An 18,454-nucleotide genomic window follows, 5' to 3' on the forward strand; every position below is an offset into this window, starting at 1 on the left:
CCCTGGAAGCAATGCCTCGAACAGCTCGAAAAGCCTGCCGGTGTCGATCGGCTTGGTGAGGCACGCCTCCATCCCCGCTTCCGAGCACTCCGCCTGCGCCTCCCGCGTAACGTCGGCCGTCAGGGCCACGATAGGCATCCTGGGGGTTCTCCGCTCCATGAACCGGTAGAGCTTCGCCGCCTCGACTCCGCCCATGACCGGCATGTGGAGGTCCATGAGGGTGATGTCGAACGTCCGGGAGTTCAGGGCGTCGAGCGCCTTCTCCCCGTCGCCGACAAGCGTCACCTCGTGGCCCGCCCGCTCCAGGATCTTCGCGATGACCATCTGGTTCGTGAGATTGTCCTCCGCGACCAGGACACGGAGCTTCCGCCCCCCCGCGTTTCGCTGCCGGTACCGGTCCGCAAGGCTGGCCACCGAGAGGCCGTCGCCGGCTTCAGGATTGGACAGATGAATGGCATTGAACAGCAGCGCCTTGTCCGGCGGCGCCGCGAGGCAGGAGGTGTAGCCGCACTTCACCATCGCCTCCGGGCTTTCCCCGTTCCCGGAGACCAGGATCAGGCTCGTCTGGCGGATCGTGGGGTCCGACCGCACGGCGCGGGCAAAGGCGAGGACGTCCATGTCGAGGCCGCCCCCGACGACCAGAACGAAGTCGAAGGGGACTCCCCCGTCCGCGGCCGTTACCATGTGCGCGAACGCCTGCGCCGCCCGGTCCACCAGGACGGAGCGGACTCCCCACGTCGCAAGCATCCCGCGGATCGATTCCGCAGACTCCGGGGGGCCGGAGAGGACCAGTGCCCGCCGCTCCGCAAGCGCCTTCGCCGCCGGCTCGCCGGATTCCGCGGCCCGCTTCTCGAACTCGACGACGAACCAGAAGGTGGACCCCTGTCCGGGGGCGCTCGTGAGGCCGATCCGCCCCCCCATCATCTCTACGATCTCCTTGGAGATCGTCGTGCCGAGACCCGTACCGCCGAATTTCCGGGTGATCGACTCGTCCGCTTGGGCGAATCGGTCGAAGATCCGCTGCTGTGCGGAAAGCGGGATTCCGATCCCGGTGTCGACGACCTCGAACCGGACCGTGGCGCTCGAAGGGGACTCCCTTTCGAGGAGGATCCGGGTCCCGACCTCTCCGCGTTCCGTGAACTTCACGGCGTTCCCCAGAAGGTTGAGCAGGACCTGTCGCAGCAGGAGCGGGTCTCCTCTCAGGAGGAAAGGCGCCTTCGGGTCCACGTGGAGGTACATTCCGAGTTCCTTGCTCCGAGCCTGGGGCTCGATGATGGCCATGGCGTTCTTCGCCAGTTCGTGCAGGTCGAAATCGGTCACCTGCACCTGGACCCTGCCGGCCTCGATCTTGGAAAGGTCCAGGATGTCCTGCATCAGGTGCAGCAGGGTCCGCGCCGAGGCGTCCGCCGTTTTCGCAAGCACCTCCTGTTCCGACGAAAGCGGCGTCCCCTTCAACAGGTCGATCAGGCCGATGATCCCGTTCAGCGGGGTTCGCATCTCGTGACTCATGTTCGCGAGGAACCTGTTCTTCGCCCGGTTCGCCTCCTCGGCGCGCTGCCCCGCGGCCGTCAGCTTCTTCAGCAGGACCGAAATGTACATCGAAAGCGTCAGGATACCCATCAGCAGGCCGATCCCCAGCGTCGGCCGCTCATACCAGAAGGGATTGACCGAGATCGCCAGGCCGAAGCCGGCGGTTCCGACGAGGGCGGCGACGAGGAGATACTTCCTGCCGAACCGGAACCCGTTTCCGAAGATCACCCATAGCATGATGACGTACAGCGGGGCGCCCGCCTCCTCGGTAAGGGCGATGGCATGGGCCATCAGCCCGAGGTCCCCCACGATACCGATGTAGCGGCGAATCGGGGAAATCCCGGGATGGAACACAATGTGGAGGAAAATGCCGACGGCGCAGACGGGATAGATAAAGGCCGTGTAGAGAATGCGCGTTTCATGGTCGGTGAGCGGTCCTTTCCGGAGCAGGAACCAGTAGACCAGGAGGTAGGCAAGAACCAGGAGGAGGATGACGACGCGGATCAGCGCCTGCTCGTGCTCCGAATCCGGGCGCTTGGAAAGCTCCTTCCACGCATCCCGGAAATTTCCGTTCAGTATCGAGCGCCAGACCCGCACCGATTACCCCCCGCATCCCGCCGCGCATTTGAGATCCGGGAGGCGTTATCGGCGCTACGTCAGGAAAACTTTACAAATTTCCGCTTTCCGGCATCACATTTCCCGGGTCCAGGTGACCCGGAGGAGGTCGGCGTCCTCCGCCCACTTGTAAGTGATGGCGCCCCGGTACGCCTTCCGGATCTCCCTGCCGATCCGCTGGGCGAGTTTGCCGTCCGTGGTCAGCAGCTCGACGCCGGTGTCGGCGTCACGGATTTCCATGATCCGTTCGAGAGGATTGATTCCGCGGGCCCGCTCCTCCTCCTTGCGCGCGAGCTTCACGAGCTCCTCCCGGTGGGTCTTGAGGAACCTTCCCCGCAGCGTCAGCACCCCGGAGGGGAACCCGTCGGCGATCTTGGAGCAGGCGGGGCATCGCCTCAACGGGGCGCCGGCGCGCATGAGCGAGGCGGCCTCCTTCTCGTCGATGTACCAGCGCTTCTTCTTGGAGATTACGCGGCAGATGGGGCAGACGCCCACCGAAGGGGCTGCCTTCCTGGGCAGGTAGGGATCCGATGTCCTGTCGACGTTTTTCCGGCTGGCGGGCTCGTAGCGGGTCGTTGCCATCGATTGGCCCTCCAGCCCATGATACCACCAAAAACTCTACTCCACCTTCACTCCTTCCGGGACCCGGCGGACCGTCACGGGAACGGAGGCGGCGGCCCTCCGGGCCAGCTCCCCCGCGGCGCTCATCGCTCCGATGGGGCCGCGAACCCACCGGTCGATCGCCCTCGCCAGCTCGCGCACGCCGTACTCGGGCCGGTACCCTTCGGACGCCAGGAAGGATGCGGCGTCCTCCTCGACGACGAGCCGCACCCCGTGGTCCCGGAGAAGCTGCTCGCCCAGGTCCTCGAGCTGCGCCGCCAGCACCTTCCGGACATCTTCCGGAGACAGCGCGCGGAACACGACCTGCTCGTCCACCCGGTTCAGGAACTCGGGGCGGAAGCGCCTGCGCGCTTCCGAGAGGGCGGCGTCCGCCGCCACGGTCCCGCCGACGGCGTGGAATCCCGCTTCCGTCCGGACGCGGATGTTCCCGGTCATGATGAAGACGGCGTTGCGCGCGTCCGCCGTCCGCCCCTGCGCGTCGGTGATCCTTCCGTCGTCGAAGAGCTGGAGGAACAGGTCGAAGACGCGCGGCGCGGCCTTCTCGACCTCGTCGAGCAGGACAACGGAGTACGGGGTGGTCCGGAGGCGGTCGACGAGCTGCCCTCCCTCCTCGTGGCCGACATACCCCGGGGCCGCCCCGATCAGGCGGGAGATGCTCGTCTCGTCCTGGTACTCGGACATGTCGATGCGGATGAAGGCGTTCTCCCCCGGGAACAGGTACTCGGCGATCCCCTGGGCGAGCCAGGTCTTTCCCACGCCGGAAGGGCCGAGGAACAGGAAGATCCCCAGCGGCCGCCGGCGGTCGCCGAGCCCCGCGTGGGAGAGGACCAGACGCCGGCATACCCGGGCGATCGCCTCCTCCTGCCCGACGATCCGCCGGGAGAGGAACCCTTCGAGGCCCCGTATCCGCGACTCGGCGATCCCCCCCAGGCCGCCGGTCGCCACCTCCGGGGGCACTCCCAGCTTGGAGGACACGACGCGCGCGACGTGCTCCGGCGTGACCGTCGCCACTCCCGCGGGAACGAACGGCTCGGAATCCGCCGTCGCAGCGAAGGAAAGCATCGGCACGCGGCACTCCGCGCAGGCGCGGTCGAGCAGGTCGACGGCCTTGTCCGGGAGGAAGTGCGTGGGATCGAACCGCACGGCCAGGTCGACGGCGGCATCGAGCGTCGCGTCCGCGATCGTCACCCCGAAGTGCCGCTCCCGGTGGGCGCGGATCCCCTCGAGGATCTCGACCGCCTCGTCGCGCCCCGGCTCGGGGACCTGGATCGCCTGGAAGCGGCGCTCGAGCGCCGGGTCCTTCTCGATGCTGCGCCGGTACTCCGAGATCGTCGTGGCCCCGATGCACCGCAGCTCCCCCCGGGCCAGCGCGGGCTTCATGATGTTCCCGGCGTCCATCGGAGCGCCCTCGGCGCGTCCCGCGCCGGCCACGTTGTGGAACTCGTCGATGAAGAGGATGACCTCCGGGTGGGACCGGACCTCGTCGATCAGCTTGGTCAGCCGCTCCTCGAACTCCCCGCGGTACTTCGTTCCGGCCACCATCTCGCCCATCGTCAGCTCGACCAGGCGCCGCCCGGGGAGCAGGTCCCGGTCCCTGCCGGTTGCGATCCGTTCCGCGAGCGCCTCGACGACCGCGGTCTTGCCGACGCCGGCCTCGCCGATCAGCACCGGGTTGTTCTTCATGGGCATCATGAGGACCATCACGAGCTGCCGCAGGATGTTCCGCGTCCGGTCGGAGTCGACGAACGGCAGGAGGCGCCCCTCCCGCGCGGCCCGCGTGATGTCCCGGCCGAACCGGTCGAGCACGGGGGTGTCCGTGGCCGCGTCCGCGCCCGTCTCCGCGCCCGCCTCCGGCTCCCGGCGGACGCCGGGTACAGGCGCCCCCTCCCGCGCCCCTTCGAGCAGGTCCCGCAGCAGCTTCGAGGCGGAGATCCCCGCTCCCGCAAGCGCCGCGGAGATGATCGGCCCGTCGGCTTCGACGGTCGCCGCAAGGAGGTGGCCCGCGGTAACTTCCTCCCCTTCCGCCCCGGCCAATTCTTCCGCCCGCCGGAAGATCCAGAGGCATTCCCGGCTCCGGGTGACCGAGGGTTCGGCGTGGACGATGTTCCCCGGCCTCAGGCGCGACCGGACCCTCCTCCGGAAAGCGTCGATCGAGACGCCCTGGGCGGCGAACGCGGCCGCGATGCGGTCCCCCTCCTCCCGGATGGCGTCCACGGGAAGCGTCTCGATCCGGGTGAAACGGAGGTAATCGAGGATCTTCCCGAGGCTGCAAAGCCCGATGAGCAGGTGCTCCCGCTCCAGCAGCGCGTGCCTGCCGCGCGCGGCCTCCGCCGCCCCGATCTCCCAGACCATTCTTGCGGCTTTCGTGAGCTGCGGCATGGTCAGACCCGGAATTCCGTGAGGGACCGGAACTCGGAAATCCTCCGGCCGATCTCCTCTTTGGAGAGCCCCTGGAGCCGCTCGGTGCTGAACGCCTCCACGGTGAAGGACGCGATCGCGCTGCCGTACATCGTCGCGAGGCGGTAATCCATCTCGCCGATCTCGCCGCTCCCGCGGGACGCAAGGTACCCCATGAATCCGCCCGCGAAGCTGTCCCCCGCCCCCGTGGGGTCGAAGATGGTCTCCAGCGGATACGCCGGCGCCGCGAAGACCGTGCCGTCGGAGACGTGCAGGACGCCGTACTCCCCCCGCTTGACGACGACGCGCCCCGGCCCCATGTCCATCAGCTTCCGCGACGCCTTCACGAGGTTGTACTCGTCCGTGAGCTGCCGGACCTCTGCCTCGTTGATGACCACGATATCGACGTTCCGGATGACTTCCCGGAGGAGCTGCGGGCTCTTCGCGATCCAGAAGTTCATCGTGTCCAGGGCGACGATCCTGGGCTTGCGCACCTGGGCCAGGATGTCGAGCTGAAGCCGGGGATCGATGTTGCCGAGGAACAGGTACGGCGTCTCCCTCCAGGCCGCCGGCAGCTCGGGGACGAAATCCTTGAACACGTTCAGGTCGGTACGCACCGTGTGGGCGGTGTTGAGGTCGTACTCGTAATACCCTTTCCAGTGGAAGGTCTCGCCGTCCGCGATCTTCAGCCCCTGGAGGTCGATCCCGCGGGAGGCGAGCATCTCGACGGTGGCTTTCGGGAAATCGCGCCCGACGACGGAGACCAGGCGGACGGGGGCGAAGTAGCTCGCCGCCAGGGAGAAGTAGGTGGCCGACCCGCCGACGACCCGCTCCACCTCCCCGAACGGCGACTTGATGCTGTCGAACGCCATCGATCCGACGACCAGCAGGCTCATGGGAGCATCATAACGCACGCAGGAGGATGTCCGCCAGCAAAGCGAGCATCACGAGCACGAGGTAGCCGATCGAGGCGGCGAAGGCGCGCCCGTAGCGGCGGGAGGCCACCGTGTCCCCGTAATAGATCCCGAGGAATGCCGCCCCGAGCAGGAACGACGCCCACCCGAAGAAGCCGGAAAGCCCCCCCAGCGCCCAGAGGGAAAGGGTCAGCGGCGGGAGCGCCGCCGCATAGAGGAAGATGAGCACCTTCGTGTACGGCTCGCCGAACGCCACCGGGAGGACCGGCACCCCCGCCGCCCGGTATTCCTCGCGGTATTTCAGCGCCAGCGCCCAGAAATGAGGCGGCTGCCACAACAGGAGGAACAGGAACAGGATCCATCCGTCCGCCCCGAGGCGCGGCTCCACGGCGGCGTAGCCGATCAGCGCCGGGAGCGCCCCGGGAACCGCGCCGGGGATCGTCCCGTAGGGGGATCGGCGCTTCCAGACCATCGTGTACAGGACCGAGTACCCCCCGGCGGCCAGGGCGAGCAGCAGGAAGACGGTCCGGTTGATCCCGAAGGCCGCCAGCGCGAGCGACGCGGCGACGGCAGCGGCCGCCGACACCGCGATTCGACCGCGGCCGACGCTCCGGAGCGCCGCGATCCTCCGGGAGAGCCTCGGCATCCGCTCGTCCGTTTCCTCGTCGAGCACGGTGTTCAGGGCGGCAGATCCTCCGGCCGCGCCCAGGAGGCAGACGAGCGTGAGGGCGGCCGTCGCGGCGTCCGGCAAGCCGCGGCGGGCGAGGACCATCCCCGCGAATCCCGTCAGGGCGACCGCGGCGACGATGCCGGGCTTGACCAGCAGGAGCGAGGACGGCTTCAGAGGGGAGGCAGGGATAGCGTATTCCTTTCCGCCCGGATCGCGCCGATCCAGAGGCGGCCGAGGACCCACAGGATCCCCAGCGCGGTCGCGAGGTGCACCGCGACGGCCAGGAACATGAGCTCCGAGAGCACCACCATCCACCCGATGCCGATCTGCGCCGCCACCAGGAAGAGGAACGTCGCCCCCAGCCCGCGGTTCACCCGCTGGATCGGGTCGCTCAGGAAATAGACGCAGATCGCCAGCGCCGTCAGCAGGATCATGACGCCCGCCAGGCGATGGGAGTAGTGCGCCAGGACGCCCGCGCCGGTGAAGGAAGGGATCCATTCCCCGAGGCATCTCGGGAAATCGGGGCATGCCCGCCCGGCCTGGAGATGCCGGACGTAGGCGCCGAGGCCCGCCTGGAAATAGACCAGGGCGGCGAGGCTGAAAAACAGCGCGGAGGATCCGCGGAAGGAGAAATCGGGCGGCTCGAACGCGCCGTCGAAGTGCGCCATGTAGAGCGCGAGGAGGAACAGCAGGATCCCGGCCATGAAGTGGACGGTGGTGAGCTGCACCGGAATCTCGAGCAGCACCACGGCGCCCCCCATGACGATCTGCAGCGCCAGGAGGAGCAGCGTCAGCGCCGGGACGAGCCGCGCCGGCCCCCGATAGTCCCGGTACCTTCGGAACGACAGGGCGGCGAGGAGCGCGGCCCCGGCTCCCGCGATCACCCGGTGGAGGAACTCCATGTAGATGTCCCAGCGCCACGGCGGGAGGATGCTGCCGTGGCACAGCGGCCAGTCCGGGCACGCGAGCCCGGCCTTCAGCCCCGCCACCAGGTTTCCCCACACCAGCGCCAGGAACAGGACCCCCACGGTCGCACGGCCGAGCATCGCGGCACCTCCTGCCTTCAGCCCGAATTTCTCAGAGTATTCCCCCGATTATCCCTGCCCCGGGCGGTCAGCGCAACAGCGTGTCGGACAACGTCCCCAAGATGATAAGGACCAGGAACAGGATGGGGACGAGGGCGAACCCCCACACCAGCCGGCTCTCCCCCTTCAGATGCATGAAGAACAGCGCCACCAGCGACGCCTTCACCGACGCGATGAGCAGCGCGACGACGGCGTTCATTATCCCCAGGTTCACGTATGACACCAGGACGGTAACGACCGTCAGCGCCAACAGCGCGGCGTAGACCCCGATGTATCTCCGGCGGGCGCCCGTATCCCCGGTTCTCATCTTTCGCCTCACCCGATCAGGTACAGGAGGGGGAACAGGTAGATCCACACCAGATCGACGAAGTGCCAGTACAGCCCCGACATCTCCGCCGGCGTGGTGTAGCTCTCCGAGAGCCGCCCCCTGCCCGCGAGAACGACGACGTATGCCAGAACCCCCATGCCGAGGAGCACGTGGATCCCGTGCAGCCCCGTCAGTGCAAAGTACAGGGAAAAGAAGATGTTGGTACCCGGATAGGCCCCGTGGCGGAACTCCGCGGTCCACTCGACGTACTTCACGCAGAGGAAGACCGCGCCCAGCAGGATCGTCGCACCGTAGCAGCCCCGCAGCAGGCGGACCTTCCCCTTCCGGATAGCGTCGACGCCGAGGACCACCGTCAGGCTGCTCGTGATGAGGACGATCGTGTTGGCCAGGCCGAGGATGCGGTCGAGCTTCAGGTGCTCCGCGTGGAACAGCGCGGGATACTCCGCGCGGTAGACCGCGTACGCGGTGAAGAGCGCCCCGAAGAGGAGCACCTCGGTGGCGAGGAAGGTCCAGACGCCCAGCTTGGCCGTCTCGAACCCGGCCGGACCGCCGTGAGCCGCGTGCGGGGCGCTCACGCGGGCGTCCTTTTCGGCTTCCCGTACCCGTAAGGCCAGTCGGTCACCTCCGGGATCTCGTGGAAGTTCTCCGTCGCGGGGGGCGAGGGGGTCCGCCACTCGAGCGACAGCGCCCGCCAGGGGTTTCCGGAGGCGCGGGCGCCCTTTCGCAGCGAATGCCAGAGGTTCCAGAACAGCAGCAGGACCCCGGCCGCCAGCAGGAAGGAGCCGATCGTGGCGATCACGTTCTCCTGGTGGAATTTCGGGAGGTACTCCGCGTAGCGGCGCGGCATCCCGCGGACGCCGACGATGAACATCGTGAAGAAGGTGACGTTGAAGCCGACGAAGATCAGCGCCCAGGCGGCGCGCGCCAGCTTCTCGCCCGGCATCCGGCCCGTCATCTTCGGGAACCAGTAGTGGAGCCCCGCGAAGAACCCCATGACGGTTCCGCCCATCATCGTGTAGTGGAAGTGCGCCACGACGAAGTAGGTATCGTGGAGCTGGACGTTGGTGCTCAGCGCGGCCAGGAACGGCCCCGTGAGCCCGCCGATGATGAACAGGAAGATGAAAGTGAGCGCATACAGCATGGGGGACTCGAAGGTGATGGACCCCCTGTAGAGCGTGGCGATCCAGTTGAACACCTTCACCGCGGTGGGCACGGCCACGAAGAAGGTCAGGAACGAGAAGATCGCGTTGGCCAGCGGCGACATCGCCGAGGTGAACATGTGGTGCCCCCACACCAGGAAGCCGATGAAGGCGATCGCCAGCGAGGAGTACGCGATGGCCTTGTACCCGAAGATCGGCTTCCGCGAGAAGACCGGGATCACCTCGGAGACGATCCCCATCGCGGGGAGGATCATCACGTAGACCACCGGGTGGGAATAGAACCAGAAGAAGTGCTGGAACAGGACCGGGTCCCCCCCCTTGGCCGGGTCGAAGAAGGCCATCCCGAGGAGCCGCTCCATGGCCAGCAGCAGGAACGTCACCCCGACCACGGGGGTGGCGACGACCTGGATGATGCTGGTGGCGTACATCCCCCAGACGAACAGCGGCATCCGGTGCCACGTCATCCCGGGAGCGCGCAGCTTGTGGACGGTGACGATGAAGTTCAGCCCGGTCAGGATGGAGGACATCCCGATGAGGAAGATCCCGAAGGAGAGGGTCGCCACCGCGGCCCCCGTCTTCGCCGAGTACGGAGTGTAGAAAGTCCACCCCGTGTCCATCGGGGCCACGAGGGAGGCGAGGACGACGAGGAAGCCGGCGACGAAGACCCAGTAGCTTGCGAGGTTCAGCCGGGGGAACGCCACGTCCCGCGCCCCGATGTGCAGCGGGATGAAGAAATTGCCCAGCCCCGAGGGGATGGCGGGGATGATGAAGAGGAAGATCATCATCGCCCCGTGGAGGGTGAAGAACACGTTGTAGGCGTGGGCGCTGAAATACTTCGTCTGCGGCGTCAGAAGCTCCAGCCGCAGCAGCATGGCGAAGAGCCCCCCCAGCAGGAAGAACACGATGGTCGTGAGGAGGTACATCACGCCGATCCGCTTGTGGTCGAGCGTGAACGCCCACGAGCGCCAGCCGCGCTCCGCCAGGTACCCGCTCTCGTCCCCGCCGCTTTCCGTCACGCGGTCATTTTCCACGGCGCCCTCATTTCAGCTTTTTCAGCCATTCCACCAGCGCGGAGACGTCCTCCGGGGTCAGGGTGGTCTTGAAGGTCGGCATCACGTTCGGGTATCCCCTCGCGATCTTCGCGCCCGGGTCCACGATCGATTCCCTCAGGTACTCCTCGTCGGCGACGGCTTCGGCCGCGCCCTCCAGCGGCCGCTTCGAGCCGAACAGCCCTTTGAGGTTCGGGCCGATCTTCGCCGGGCCTTCGACGGCGTGGCAGTTCAGGCAGCCCGCGGATTTCGCGAGCCGCTCTCCGCGCGCCGCCGGCGGCTCGACCGCCCCCGCCGGCCCTTCGCGCTCCCCCGCCTCCCACCGCGCGTATTCCTCCGGCGCCATCACGATCAGCTCCGCGAGCATGTTGGAGTGCTGCGTGCCGCAGTAGACCGTGCAGTAGATCTGGAAGCGCCCCGGGCGCTCCGGGTGCAGAGTCAGCGTCGTGATCCGCCCCGGGATCATGTCCATCTTCACCCGGAAATCCGGCAGGGAGAAGCCGTGGATGACGTCGGAGGCGGAGAGGAGGAACTTCACCGTCTTCCCGGCGGGCACGCGGATCTCGTTGACCGCGGTCCGGCCGTCCGGGTACCGCACCTCGTACAGCCACTGGCGGCCGTTGACGTGGACCTCCGTCGCCGCTTCCGGGGGGCCGGAGAGGTCGGCATACACCCTCCAGCCGTAGTAGAAGATGGCGACCACCACGATCGACGGGATGAGGACCCAGAAGAACTCGAGGAGGTGGTTCCCCGTGATCTGCGGCGTCTCGTTGTCCCGGTCCGGCCGGCGGCGCCGGTACTTCACGGCGAACCAGATGAGCAGCCCCTGGGTGAGGAAAAAGAAGAAGCCGCCGATGACGGCGATCATCACGAACACGCCGTCGACCCGCGCGGCCTGCTCCGAAGCCGCCCCGAATGCGAGCCCTTCCGCCATCACTCCCCCGCCTCCCGGCCCGGCGCCCTCCGCCCGGGACGGATCCGGAGATACAGGAACAGCGCCGCGAGCAGGAGCAGCGTGGCCGCCCCCGCGGCCTTCATGATGTTCCTCGCGACCAGGGCGTATTTCCTCCCCGCCGGGTCGTACTGGTAGCAGAACATCAGGATCGCGTTCGCGGCGGTGGAAGCGCCGATCTTCCCGCCCGCCGCCTCGATGAGGGCGAGCTTCAGGTCCAGCGGCGGGATCTCGATCCCGTACAGGTAGCGGGATACGGCACCGTCGGGAGTCAGGACGATCGCGACGGTCGCGTGCGCGTATTCGACGCCAACCTTCTTATAGCGGAAGCCGACGGATTCCGTCAGCCGCCGGATGGATTCCGGCGATCCCCTCAGGAACAGCCAGCGGTCGTCCGCGTCCGCGAGCCCCTTCAGGAAGGAGTGCGTCTCGTCCGCCCGCGCCCGGGCGTTCCGCGGCTCCTCCTCCGGGTTGATGCTCACGGTGACGATCCGGTAATCCTTCGAGACGGACAGCCCCTTCACCTGGTCCATGGTCGCGGCGTAGGACCGGAACGTCAGGGGGCAGAGCATGGGGCACGTGTAGTAGTTCAGCGTCAGGATCGCGGGCCCCCCGCGGAGGTAGTCGCCCAGCCGGACCGTCTTCCCCGAGAGATCGATCAAGGGCAGCTCCATCGGGACCCGGGCCCCGAGGCGCTCGTCGACGCCCACTCCCGCCAGCCCCTCGTCCTGCGCTTCATGCGCGGCCGCCCGGAAGGCGGGGAGGGCGAGGAGCGCGAGAAGCGTGAACAGCGCGGCGGCGCGGCGCACGGCGGTCACACGACGATCGGTTCCCCGGGGTGGGGAACGACGGGGTCCCATCCCAGCCGGTTGCGCAACGTCTGCGCGAATTCGAGGGAGACCGATTCCTCCCCGTGGGTCACCAGCACCTTCCCCGGCTGCGACTCGAAGCGGCCGGCCCAGGCCAAAAGGTCCTCCCGGTCCGCGTGGGCGGACAGCCCGCCGATCGTGTAGACGTCCGCGGCCACCGCGATATCCTCTCCCAGCACCTTCACCCGCTTCGCGCCGTCGACGATCCTGCGGCCGAGGGTCCCCTGCGCCTGGAACCCGACGAACACCACGCTGCATTCCTTCCGCCAGAGGTTGTGCTTGAGGTGATGCTTGATTCTGCCCGCGTTGCACATCCCGCTGCCGGCCATGATGATCCCGCCCCCCCGGAGCGAGTTCAGCGCCATCGATTCCTGCGCGTCCTTCACGAGGATCACCTTGAGCGCGTCGCGGTTGGCGAGCCACCATTGCTTGAGGTCCTTCGTCTCCTCGTCGAAGACCTTGTGGTTGCTCATGGTGATCCGCGTCGCGTCGATCGCCAGGGGGGAATCCACGTAGACGGTGATCCCCTCCAGGCGCCCCTTCCGGGTGAGGTCGGCAAGGACGTAGAGAATGTCCTGAGCGCGCCCCACGGCGAACGCGGGGACGATCACGTTCCCCCCCTTCCTCCGCAGGGTGTCGTTGACGGCGTGGACGAATTCGTCCATCGACTCCTTCATCCCCTTGTGGACGCGGTTGCCGTACGTCGACTCCATGACGACGAGGTCGGCCCGGTCGACCGGCGAGGGATCGCGCACGATGGGCAGCCCCTTGTGTCCCAGGTCGCCGCTGAAGACCAGCCGCCGCTCCCGCCCGTCGCCCCGCACCGTGACGACGACGATCGCCGAGCCGAGGATATGGCCCGCGTCGAGGAAAGTCGCCGAGATCCCCGGCCCGGGCTCGATGCGGGTCCCGTAGGCGACGGGGCGCAAATGGGCCGCGGCGGCGCGGGCATCGTCCTCCGTGTAGAGCGGGGCCACCTTCCGCTTCCCGCCGCGCTGCCGCTTCCGGGTCTCCCACTCCGCGTCGCGCTCCTGGATGTGGCCGGAATCGGGAAGCATGATGTTCAACAGGTCCGCGGTCGCCTCGGTGCAGTGCACGGGGCCGCGGAAGCCGTCCTTGACCAGCTTGGGGATCAGCCCCGTGTGGTCGATGTGCGCGTGGGTGCACAGCACGAAGTCGATCGAAGAGGGGGCGACCGGGAACTTCCGGGCGTTCTTCCGGTCGCTCTCGCTCCCGCCCTGGAACATGCCGCAATCCACCAGGAAGCGGCTTTCCCCCGCCTGGACGAGGATGCAGGATCCCGTGACTTCCCGCGCCCCGCCGAGGAACGTCACGGTCGCGCTCAAGGAACCGTCCTCGTCAGGACCCAGGAGATGACGGAGAGGAGGATGGAGCCGGCCACGGCGCCGGGGAAGCCGTTCACGTGGATCCCGGGGACGATCGCGTCCACCAGGAGAAGCAGCAGCCCGTTGATCACCAGGAGGAAGAGCCCGAGGGTGACCACGGTGATCGGGAGGGTGAGGACGACGAAGACGGGCCGGACCACGGCGTTCACCAGCCCGAGGACGAACGCGGCGACCAGCGCGGCCGCAACGCCGTCGACCCGGATGAGGCCCGGCAGCAGGTAGCCGACAACGACCATCGCGACGGCGTTCGCCAACAACCGGATCAGGAACGGCACGGTCCCCTCCATGGGTCCGGGATAGTCAATGGAAAGTATAACCCGCTTTCACTCGGCGGTCGCCTCGAACGGCACGTGCCACACGAAGTCCGCCGGGAGGAGCGGGACCTCCGGGATCTCGGTCTTCATCGTCCGCCCCTTCTTCTGCTCCGGAGTGCTGATCTCTTCCGTGAGGACGACCGCGTACGCCAGCGGCATCCGCCGGACCACCTTCTTCGGAAGGCCGAATCCGTACCTGGCGTGCATCCCGCCGGTGATCGCCACCATCCGCTTCCCTTCGCCCGGGGGCCCCTTCAGCCAGGCGACGGCCCGCTCCGCCATCGTCTCCTCCCAGAGAATCTGTACGCGCAGGAACGCCTCGAAGGCCTCCTCGCCGCTGCCCGCGTGGCCGACGAAGATCCCGCGGAGGACCGCCCGCTGCCACGGATCGGTTTCGCCGATCTCCGGAAGCCCGGGCCGCGCCTGTTCCGGGCCGCCCCCGCCCTCCGGGCGGCGGAACGCTTCCTGCAGCTCTTTCGAGGGATTGAGCGCTACCAGGTCGATGCGCTCGTCCCGGGCGAACCGGAGGACCTCCATGTACGGCCGCGGATCGAAGCTCCCCGCGTCGCGCCATTTCAGCGCTTCCAGGAACTCCGCCTCCGTCAGCTCCCCCCGCGTCCAGCGGTCGAGGACCTCCTGCTGCGGCTCGCGGAACATCTCCATTCCGACGGCGACCTTGCCGGGGAAGCGGCGGTGGAGGGCGCGGATCACGTCGAGCTCCGCCCGGCGGTCGTTCCGGTTGTCGTGCGTCTCCCCGATGCACACCAGGCGGGCGCCGGACAGCATCTCCATCATCCCTTCGAAGGAGACCTCCAGCCCCGTGGGGACGTGGCGGATCTCCCAGGCCTTCGGCGGCCCGGGCGGCGGATAGGGATTCTCGCGGCTTCCCTCCGGGGCGGGGCGGGCCGCGGCGCAGCCGGCGAGGAGGAGCGCCAGCGCGAGCGGCGGCAGCATCGACCCGCCGGCCGAACGCATCAGCCCTTCCCCGCGCTCCGCGCGGTTTTCCGGAGCCGCTCCATCATCTCCGCGAAGGAATATTTGGCGAGCAGATCGGTAAACTGGGAACGGTAGTTGTTGACGAGGCTCACTCCCTCGATCACGATGTCGTAGACGCGCCAGCCGCTCCCGTCCTTCAGGACGCGGTAGTTCACGGCGAACTCCTCCCCCCGCGCGTCGACGATCTTCGTCCGGACCTCGGCGTACGGGAGGTCCAGCGCCTCCTTCCCGTAGACGATCTTCTCGCCCCTGTACCCCTCGATCTTCCCCGCGTAGGAGTTCTCCAGAAGCTCCTTGAACACGGCGATGAACTCCTGCCGCTCCTCGGGGGTACGGTTCTTCCAGTTCACCCCGAGGGAGCGCCGCGACATCTCGTCGAAGTTGAAATGGGGGAAAAGCTCCTTCCGGAGCAGGGCGCGCCGCTCGGCCTTCTTCGCGTCGCCCTGGAGGTCGGGGCGCGTGACGATCGCCACCCCGCGGTCGATCGCCCCGCGGATCGCCTCGGTGGGCTCGCCGCCGGACGCGGCGGCGGGAAGGAAGAGGAGCAGGCAGAGCAGCAGACAGGAAGCGGCCGTCCCGTTCCTTCTCATTTCCCGCCTCCGCCGTCCTCGGCCCTCCCGTGGATGACCTGCCCGATCATCTTCTCCAGGTCCACCGGCGACTCCGTCTCCCGGATCTTCCCCCCGTCGGGGATCAGGCGGTCCGAGGCCCCGGGGGAGATCCGGATGTACTTGTCGCCGATCAGTCCGCGGGTCCGCACCGACGCGATCGCGTCCTCCTGCAGAGGGACGTCCTTCCGGATCGACATCCCGACCAGCGCCTTGTAGTCACGGATCTCGATGAAATCGATCTTGCCGATCTCGACCCCGGCGATCTCCACCCCCGCCCCGGACTTCAGCCCCTCCACCGAGGCGAACTCCGCCGACACGCGGATCCGGTCCGCCGCGGAGACCTCGACCTTCCCGAGCTTGATGGAAAGCCACGCCAGGCAGGCGATCCCCGTGATGAGGAAAAGCCCGACCGCCAAATCCACGTTCAGACGCTTCATCCGCGCGCTCCCTCCCCGCTCACGCCAGATGCAGGGGACCGGAAAGGTCCCCGTCGAGCAGCTGGTGCACGAACGGGTTGATCGTATCGCGTATCTGTTCCGGGGGGCCCACCTCGATGATCTTCCCCCCGTTCACCACGACGACGTGATGGCAATACCGGAAGATGTCCGGAATGTCGTGGCTGACCATCACCATCGTGAACCGGAACTTCTCGTGCGTCGTCCAGATCAGGTTGAGGATGGAGGTCCGTATGATGGGGTCCAGCCCCGTCGTGGGCTCGTCCAGCAGGATGATCTCCGGGGACATGACCACGGCGCGCGCCAGCGCGACGCGGCGGACCATCCCGCCCGAGAGCTCGGAGGGATACTTCCCCTGCGCGTTCTCCAGCCCCACGGTCCGCAGGATCCCCACGACCTTCTCCCGGATCGCTTCCTCGCCGAGCTCCGTCTTCTCGCGCAGCGGGAAGGCCACGTTGTCGTACACGTTCAGCGAATCGAACAGCGCCCCCGACTGGAACAGCATCCCGAACCGCCGCCGGATCTCGTAGAGCTTCCTCTTCGGGAGCCGGTTGATGTCGGCGCCGTCGACCGTGATCCGCCCCCGGCCCGGCTTCATCAGGCCGATCATGTGCTTCAGCAGCACGCTTTTCCCCGCGCCGGAAAGCCCGATGATCGCCGTGATCCGCCCTCGCGGGATGTCGAGGTCGACCCCGTCGAGCACCTTCCGCCCCTCGAGCGTCGTCTCCACGCCGGAAAGCCGCAGGATCGGATCCGTCGATTCCATGGCTATATGAGGACCGACGTGAGGAAATAGTCGCACACCAGGACCAGGACCGAGGAGACCACCACGGCGCTCGTCGTGGCGTTGCTCACACCCGCCGCCCCGCGGCGGGCGCGGTACCCCTTGAACGTGCAGACCCACGCGATGATGAGGGCGAAGGCGAGCGATTTCCAGACGCCGTTCGTGATGTCCACCAGATCCACGCTGGATTCCATCTGCCCGAAGTAGACCCCCGAGTTCAGCCCCAGCAGCTGGACCCCGACCAGGTATCCCCCGTAGATCCCCACGACGTCGAAGATCGCCGTCAGCAGCGGCAGCGACAGCAGGAACCCGACGAAGCGGGGGGCGACTAGGAACCGGATCGGGTCGATCCCCATCGTTTCCAGGGAATCGATCTGCTCCCCGATCCGCATGATGCCGAGCTCCGCCGCCATGGCGGAGCCGGCCCGTCCGGTGACCATCAGGGCGGACAGGACGGGACCCAGCTCCCGGATGAGGGAAAGGGCCACCGTGGGCCCCAGCAATCCCTCCGACCCGAACTTCCGGAGGGTGTAATAGCCGTGGAGCGCGAGGACCATCCCCGTGAAGGCGGCGGTCAGCGCGATGACGAACACGGACCTCACGCCGACGAAGTGGATCTGGCGCACGATGTTCCGAACCCGGTACGGCGGGACCGCAACGCGGGCCAGGGAAAACCCGAGGAACACCCCGGTCTTTCCGAGGGAGCGCGAGCGGCGGAGCGCCCAGGCGCCCAGCGACTCCACGAGCGATATCGTTTTATCCATCGGCATATCCTATTCCTATTACAATAACCGTGCTCTGCCGTTTTTCCAATCCTCCGGGGAAGGACGATCCCGATGGCCTCGAAGTTTCAGCGCGGACCCGCCGCGCTCCTGTTTTTCGCGCTCCTGCTTGCGGTCCCGACCGCTTCCTTCGGTGCGGACAACGTCGCGGAGGCCCCGTCACCGGCCGCCGCGGACAACGTCGCCGTCCTGCCCGCGGACAACACCTCCGCGCCGCCGGAGGACGACCTCCGGGAACCGTCCTTCGGGGAAGGGGAATCCGCCCCCCTGCGGATCGCCGACCCGATCGAGCCGATCAACCGCGCGCTGTTCGTATTCAACGACAAGGCATACTACTGGGTCTTCAAGCCCGTCGCGGAGGGGTACGACTATGTCGTGGGGGAAGACTTCCGGATCTCGATCCGCAATTTCTTCTCCAACCTGGCGACGCCAATCCGGTTCGCGAACCACCTCCTCCAGGGGGAGCTCCGCGCCTCCGGAACGGAGCTGATCCGCTTCGCCCTCAATTCCACGACGGGCATCTTAGGGCTGTTCGACACCGCCCGCGACAACTGGGGCTTCGAGAAGAAGGATGCGGACCTCGGGCAGACGCTGGGGAAATACGGCCTGGGCAACGGTTTTTACATCGTGTGGCCGCTGCTGGGTCCCTCCACCCTGCGGGATACCGCGGGGTACTTCGGCGACTCGATTCTCGACCCGGTCTCGTACGTCCAACCGGCGGGCGCCTCCATCGGGGTGAAAGGCTACAGGGAGGAGAACAACCTTTCCCTGCGGATCGGCGTCTACGAGGAACTGACGGGCGCGGCGGTGGACCCGTACGTCGCCGTGCGGGACGCCTACGTCCAGAGCCGCGCGAAGGCGGTCCGGAAACCGCCGCGGAGGGGGCCGGCGGTTGACTAAACCGGCGGATCCCGGT

At 67.6% G+C, this 18,454-nt stretch carries 19 protein-coding genes; 1 reads left to right on the forward strand and 18 read right to left on the reverse strand.

What is annotated here, in order from left to right; genetic code table 11:
- The 18 genes from AB1346_01080 to AB1346_01165 all read right to left on the reverse strand — a co-directional run.
- On the reverse strand, positions 1-2,127 hold a 2,127-nt coding region (locus tag AB1346_01080; GenBank protein ID MEW6719021.1), incomplete at its 3' end, for an ATP-binding protein.
- A gap of 93 nt (positions 2,128-2,220) precedes the next feature.
- Positions 2,221-2,727: a BCAM0308 family protein gene (locus AB1346_01085; GenBank protein MEW6719022.1), complete on the reverse strand. Its 507-nt coding sequence runs from the start codon at positions 2,725-2,727 to the stop codon at positions 2,221-2,223.
- Between the two features lie 36 nt (positions 2,728-2,763).
- On the reverse strand, positions 2,764-5,145 hold the full coding sequence (locus AB1346_01090; GenBank protein ID MEW6719023.1) for an ATP-dependent Clp protease ATP-binding subunit: 2,382 nt from the start codon (positions 5,143-5,145) through the stop codon (positions 2,764-2,766).
- Positions 5,146-5,147: 2 nt separating this feature from the next.
- Positions 5,148-6,059, reverse strand: coding sequence for a PfkB family carbohydrate kinase (locus AB1346_01095; GenBank protein ID MEW6719024.1), 912 nt, complete (start codon positions 6,057-6,059; stop codon positions 5,148-5,150).
- A gap of 7 nt (positions 6,060-6,066) precedes the next feature.
- A complete protein-coding gene (gene cyoE / locus AB1346_01100; GenBank protein MEW6719025.1) occupies positions 6,067-6,990 on the reverse strand; it encodes a heme o synthase in 924 nt (307 codons plus the stop codon).
- Positions 6,918-7,793, reverse strand: coding sequence for a COX15/CtaA family protein (locus AB1346_01105; GenBank protein MEW6719026.1), 876 nt, complete (start codon positions 7,791-7,793; stop codon positions 6,918-6,920). Before AB1346_01105 ends, cyoE begins: the two co-directional genes overlap by 73 nt.
- A gap of 67 nt (positions 7,794-7,860) precedes the next feature.
- The gene (locus AB1346_01110) at positions 7,861-8,139 is read right to left on the reverse strand and encodes a cytochrome C oxidase subunit IV family protein (protein MEW6719027.1); all 279 of its coding nucleotides are present in this window, start codon (positions 8,137-8,139) and stop codon (positions 7,861-7,863) included.
- An 8-nt stretch (positions 8,140-8,147) separates the two neighbouring features.
- Complete coding sequence (locus AB1346_01115) at positions 8,148-8,735, reverse strand: cytochrome c oxidase subunit 3 family protein (GenBank protein ID MEW6719028.1); 588 nt, start codon at positions 8,733-8,735, stop codon at positions 8,148-8,150.
- Entirely contained in the window at positions 8,732-10,351 is a 1,620-nt protein-coding gene (gene ctaD / locus AB1346_01120; protein ID MEW6719029.1) for a cytochrome c oxidase subunit I, read from the reverse strand. The genes AB1346_01115 and ctaD overlap by 4 nt, the downstream gene beginning before the upstream one ends.
- 7 nt (positions 10,352-10,358) lie before the next feature.
- A complete protein-coding gene (gene coxB, locus AB1346_01125; GenBank protein ID MEW6719030.1) occupies positions 10,359-11,303 on the reverse strand; it encodes a cytochrome c oxidase subunit II in 945 nt (314 codons plus the stop codon).
- Positions 11,303-12,139 (reverse strand): SCO family protein, encoded by an 837-nt coding sequence (locus AB1346_01130; GenBank protein ID MEW6719031.1) that lies wholly within the window; start codon positions 12,137-12,139, stop codon positions 11,303-11,305. Before AB1346_01130 ends, coxB begins: the two co-directional genes overlap by 1 nt.
- Positions 12,136-13,536 (reverse strand): MBL fold metallo-hydrolase, encoded by a 1,401-nt coding sequence (locus tag AB1346_01135; GenBank protein MEW6719032.1) that lies wholly within the window; start codon positions 13,534-13,536, stop codon positions 12,136-12,138. The genes AB1346_01130 and AB1346_01135 overlap by 4 nt, the downstream gene beginning before the upstream one ends.
- A complete protein-coding gene (locus AB1346_01140) occupies positions 13,533-13,871 on the reverse strand; it encodes a phage holin family protein (protein ID MEW6719033.1) in 339 nt (112 codons plus the stop codon). The genes AB1346_01135 and AB1346_01140 overlap by 4 nt, the downstream gene beginning before the upstream one ends.
- 48 nt (positions 13,872-13,919) lie before the next feature.
- A complete protein-coding gene (locus tag AB1346_01145; protein ID MEW6719034.1) occupies positions 13,920-14,885 on the reverse strand; it encodes a ChaN family lipoprotein in 966 nt (321 codons plus the stop codon).
- Positions 14,885-15,496, reverse strand: a complete 612-nt coding sequence (locus AB1346_01150; GenBank protein ID MEW6719035.1) for an ABC transporter substrate-binding protein — start codon at positions 15,494-15,496, stop codon at positions 14,885-14,887. The genes AB1346_01145 and AB1346_01150 overlap by 1 nt, the downstream gene beginning before the upstream one ends.
- Positions 15,493-15,954 (reverse strand): outer membrane lipid asymmetry maintenance protein MlaD, encoded by a 462-nt coding sequence (mlaD, locus tag AB1346_01155; protein MEW6719036.1) that lies wholly within the window; start codon positions 15,952-15,954, stop codon positions 15,493-15,495. The genes AB1346_01150 and mlaD overlap by 4 nt, the downstream gene beginning before the upstream one ends.
- Before the next feature lie 19 nt (positions 15,955-15,973).
- On the reverse strand, positions 15,974-16,738 hold the full coding sequence (locus AB1346_01160; protein ID MEW6719037.1) for an ATP-binding cassette domain-containing protein: 765 nt from the start codon (positions 16,736-16,738) through the stop codon (positions 15,974-15,976).
- 2 nt (positions 16,739-16,740) lie between these two features.
- A complete protein-coding gene (locus AB1346_01165; GenBank protein MEW6719038.1) occupies positions 16,741-17,520 on the reverse strand; it encodes an MlaE family lipid ABC transporter permease subunit in 780 nt (259 codons plus the stop codon).
- Between the two features lie 72 nt (positions 17,521-17,592).
- Here AB1346_01165 and AB1346_01170 point away from each other — a divergent pair, with 72 nt between their 5' ends.
- On the forward strand, positions 17,593-18,438 hold the full coding sequence (locus AB1346_01170) for a VacJ family lipoprotein (protein ID MEW6719039.1): 846 nt from the start codon (positions 17,593-17,595) through the stop codon (positions 18,436-18,438).
- Positions 18,439-18,454 lie beyond the last annotated feature (16 nt).

The organism is Thermodesulfobacteriota bacterium (assembly GCA_040758155.1).
Taxonomy (GTDB): Bacteria; Desulfobacterota; Deferrimicrobia; order Deferrimicrobiales; family Deferrimicrobiaceae; genus UBA2219.

What these genes read in the sequence shown, in the direction of transcription:
- AB1346_01085 (MEW6719022.1), bottom strand. Translation starts at nt 2,727, where the DNA reads ATGGCAACGACCCGCTACGAGCCCGCCAGCCGGAAAAACGTCGACAGG.
- AB1346_01090 (MEW6719023.1), bottom strand. Translation starts at nt 5,145, where the DNA reads ATGCCGCAGCTCACGAAAGCCGCAAGAATGGTCTGGGAGATCGGGGCG.
- AB1346_01095 (MEW6719024.1), bottom strand. Translation starts at nt 6,059, where the DNA reads ATGAGCCTGCTGGTCGTCGGATCGATGGCGTTCGACAGCATCAAGTCG.
- AB1346_01105 (MEW6719026.1), bottom strand. Translation starts at nt 7,793, where the DNA reads ATGCTCGGCCGTGCGACCGTGGGGGTCCTGTTCCTGGCGCTGGTGTGG.
- AB1346_01110 (MEW6719027.1), bottom strand. Translation starts at nt 8,139, where the DNA reads ATGAGAACCGGGGATACGGGCGCCCGCCGGAGATACATCGGGGTCTAC.
- coxB (MEW6719030.1), bottom strand. Translation starts at nt 11,303, where the DNA reads ATGGCGGAAGGGCTCGCATTCGGGGCGGCTTCGGAGCAGGCCGCGCGG.
- AB1346_01145 (MEW6719034.1), bottom strand. Translation starts at nt 14,885, where the DNA reads ATGCGTTCGGCCGGCGGGTCGATGCTGCCGCCGCTCGCGCTGGCGCTC.
- AB1346_01150 (MEW6719035.1), bottom strand. Translation starts at nt 15,496, where the DNA reads ATGAGAAGGAACGGGACGGCCGCTTCCTGTCTGCTGCTCTGCCTGCTC.
- mlaD (MEW6719036.1), bottom strand. Translation starts at nt 15,954, where the DNA reads ATGAAGCGTCTGAACGTGGATTTGGCGGTCGGGCTTTTCCTCATCACG.
- AB1346_01160 (MEW6719037.1), bottom strand. Translation starts at nt 16,738, where the DNA reads ATGGAATCGACGGATCCGATCCTGCGGCTTTCCGGCGTGGAGACGACG.
- AB1346_01165 (MEW6719038.1), bottom strand. Translation starts at nt 17,520, where the DNA reads ATGGATAAAACGATATCGCTCGTGGAGTCGCTGGGCGCCTGGGCGCTC.
- AB1346_01170 (MEW6719039.1), top strand. Translation starts at nt 17,593, where the DNA reads ATGGCCTCGAAGTTTCAGCGCGGACCCGCCGCGCTCCTGTTTTTCGCG.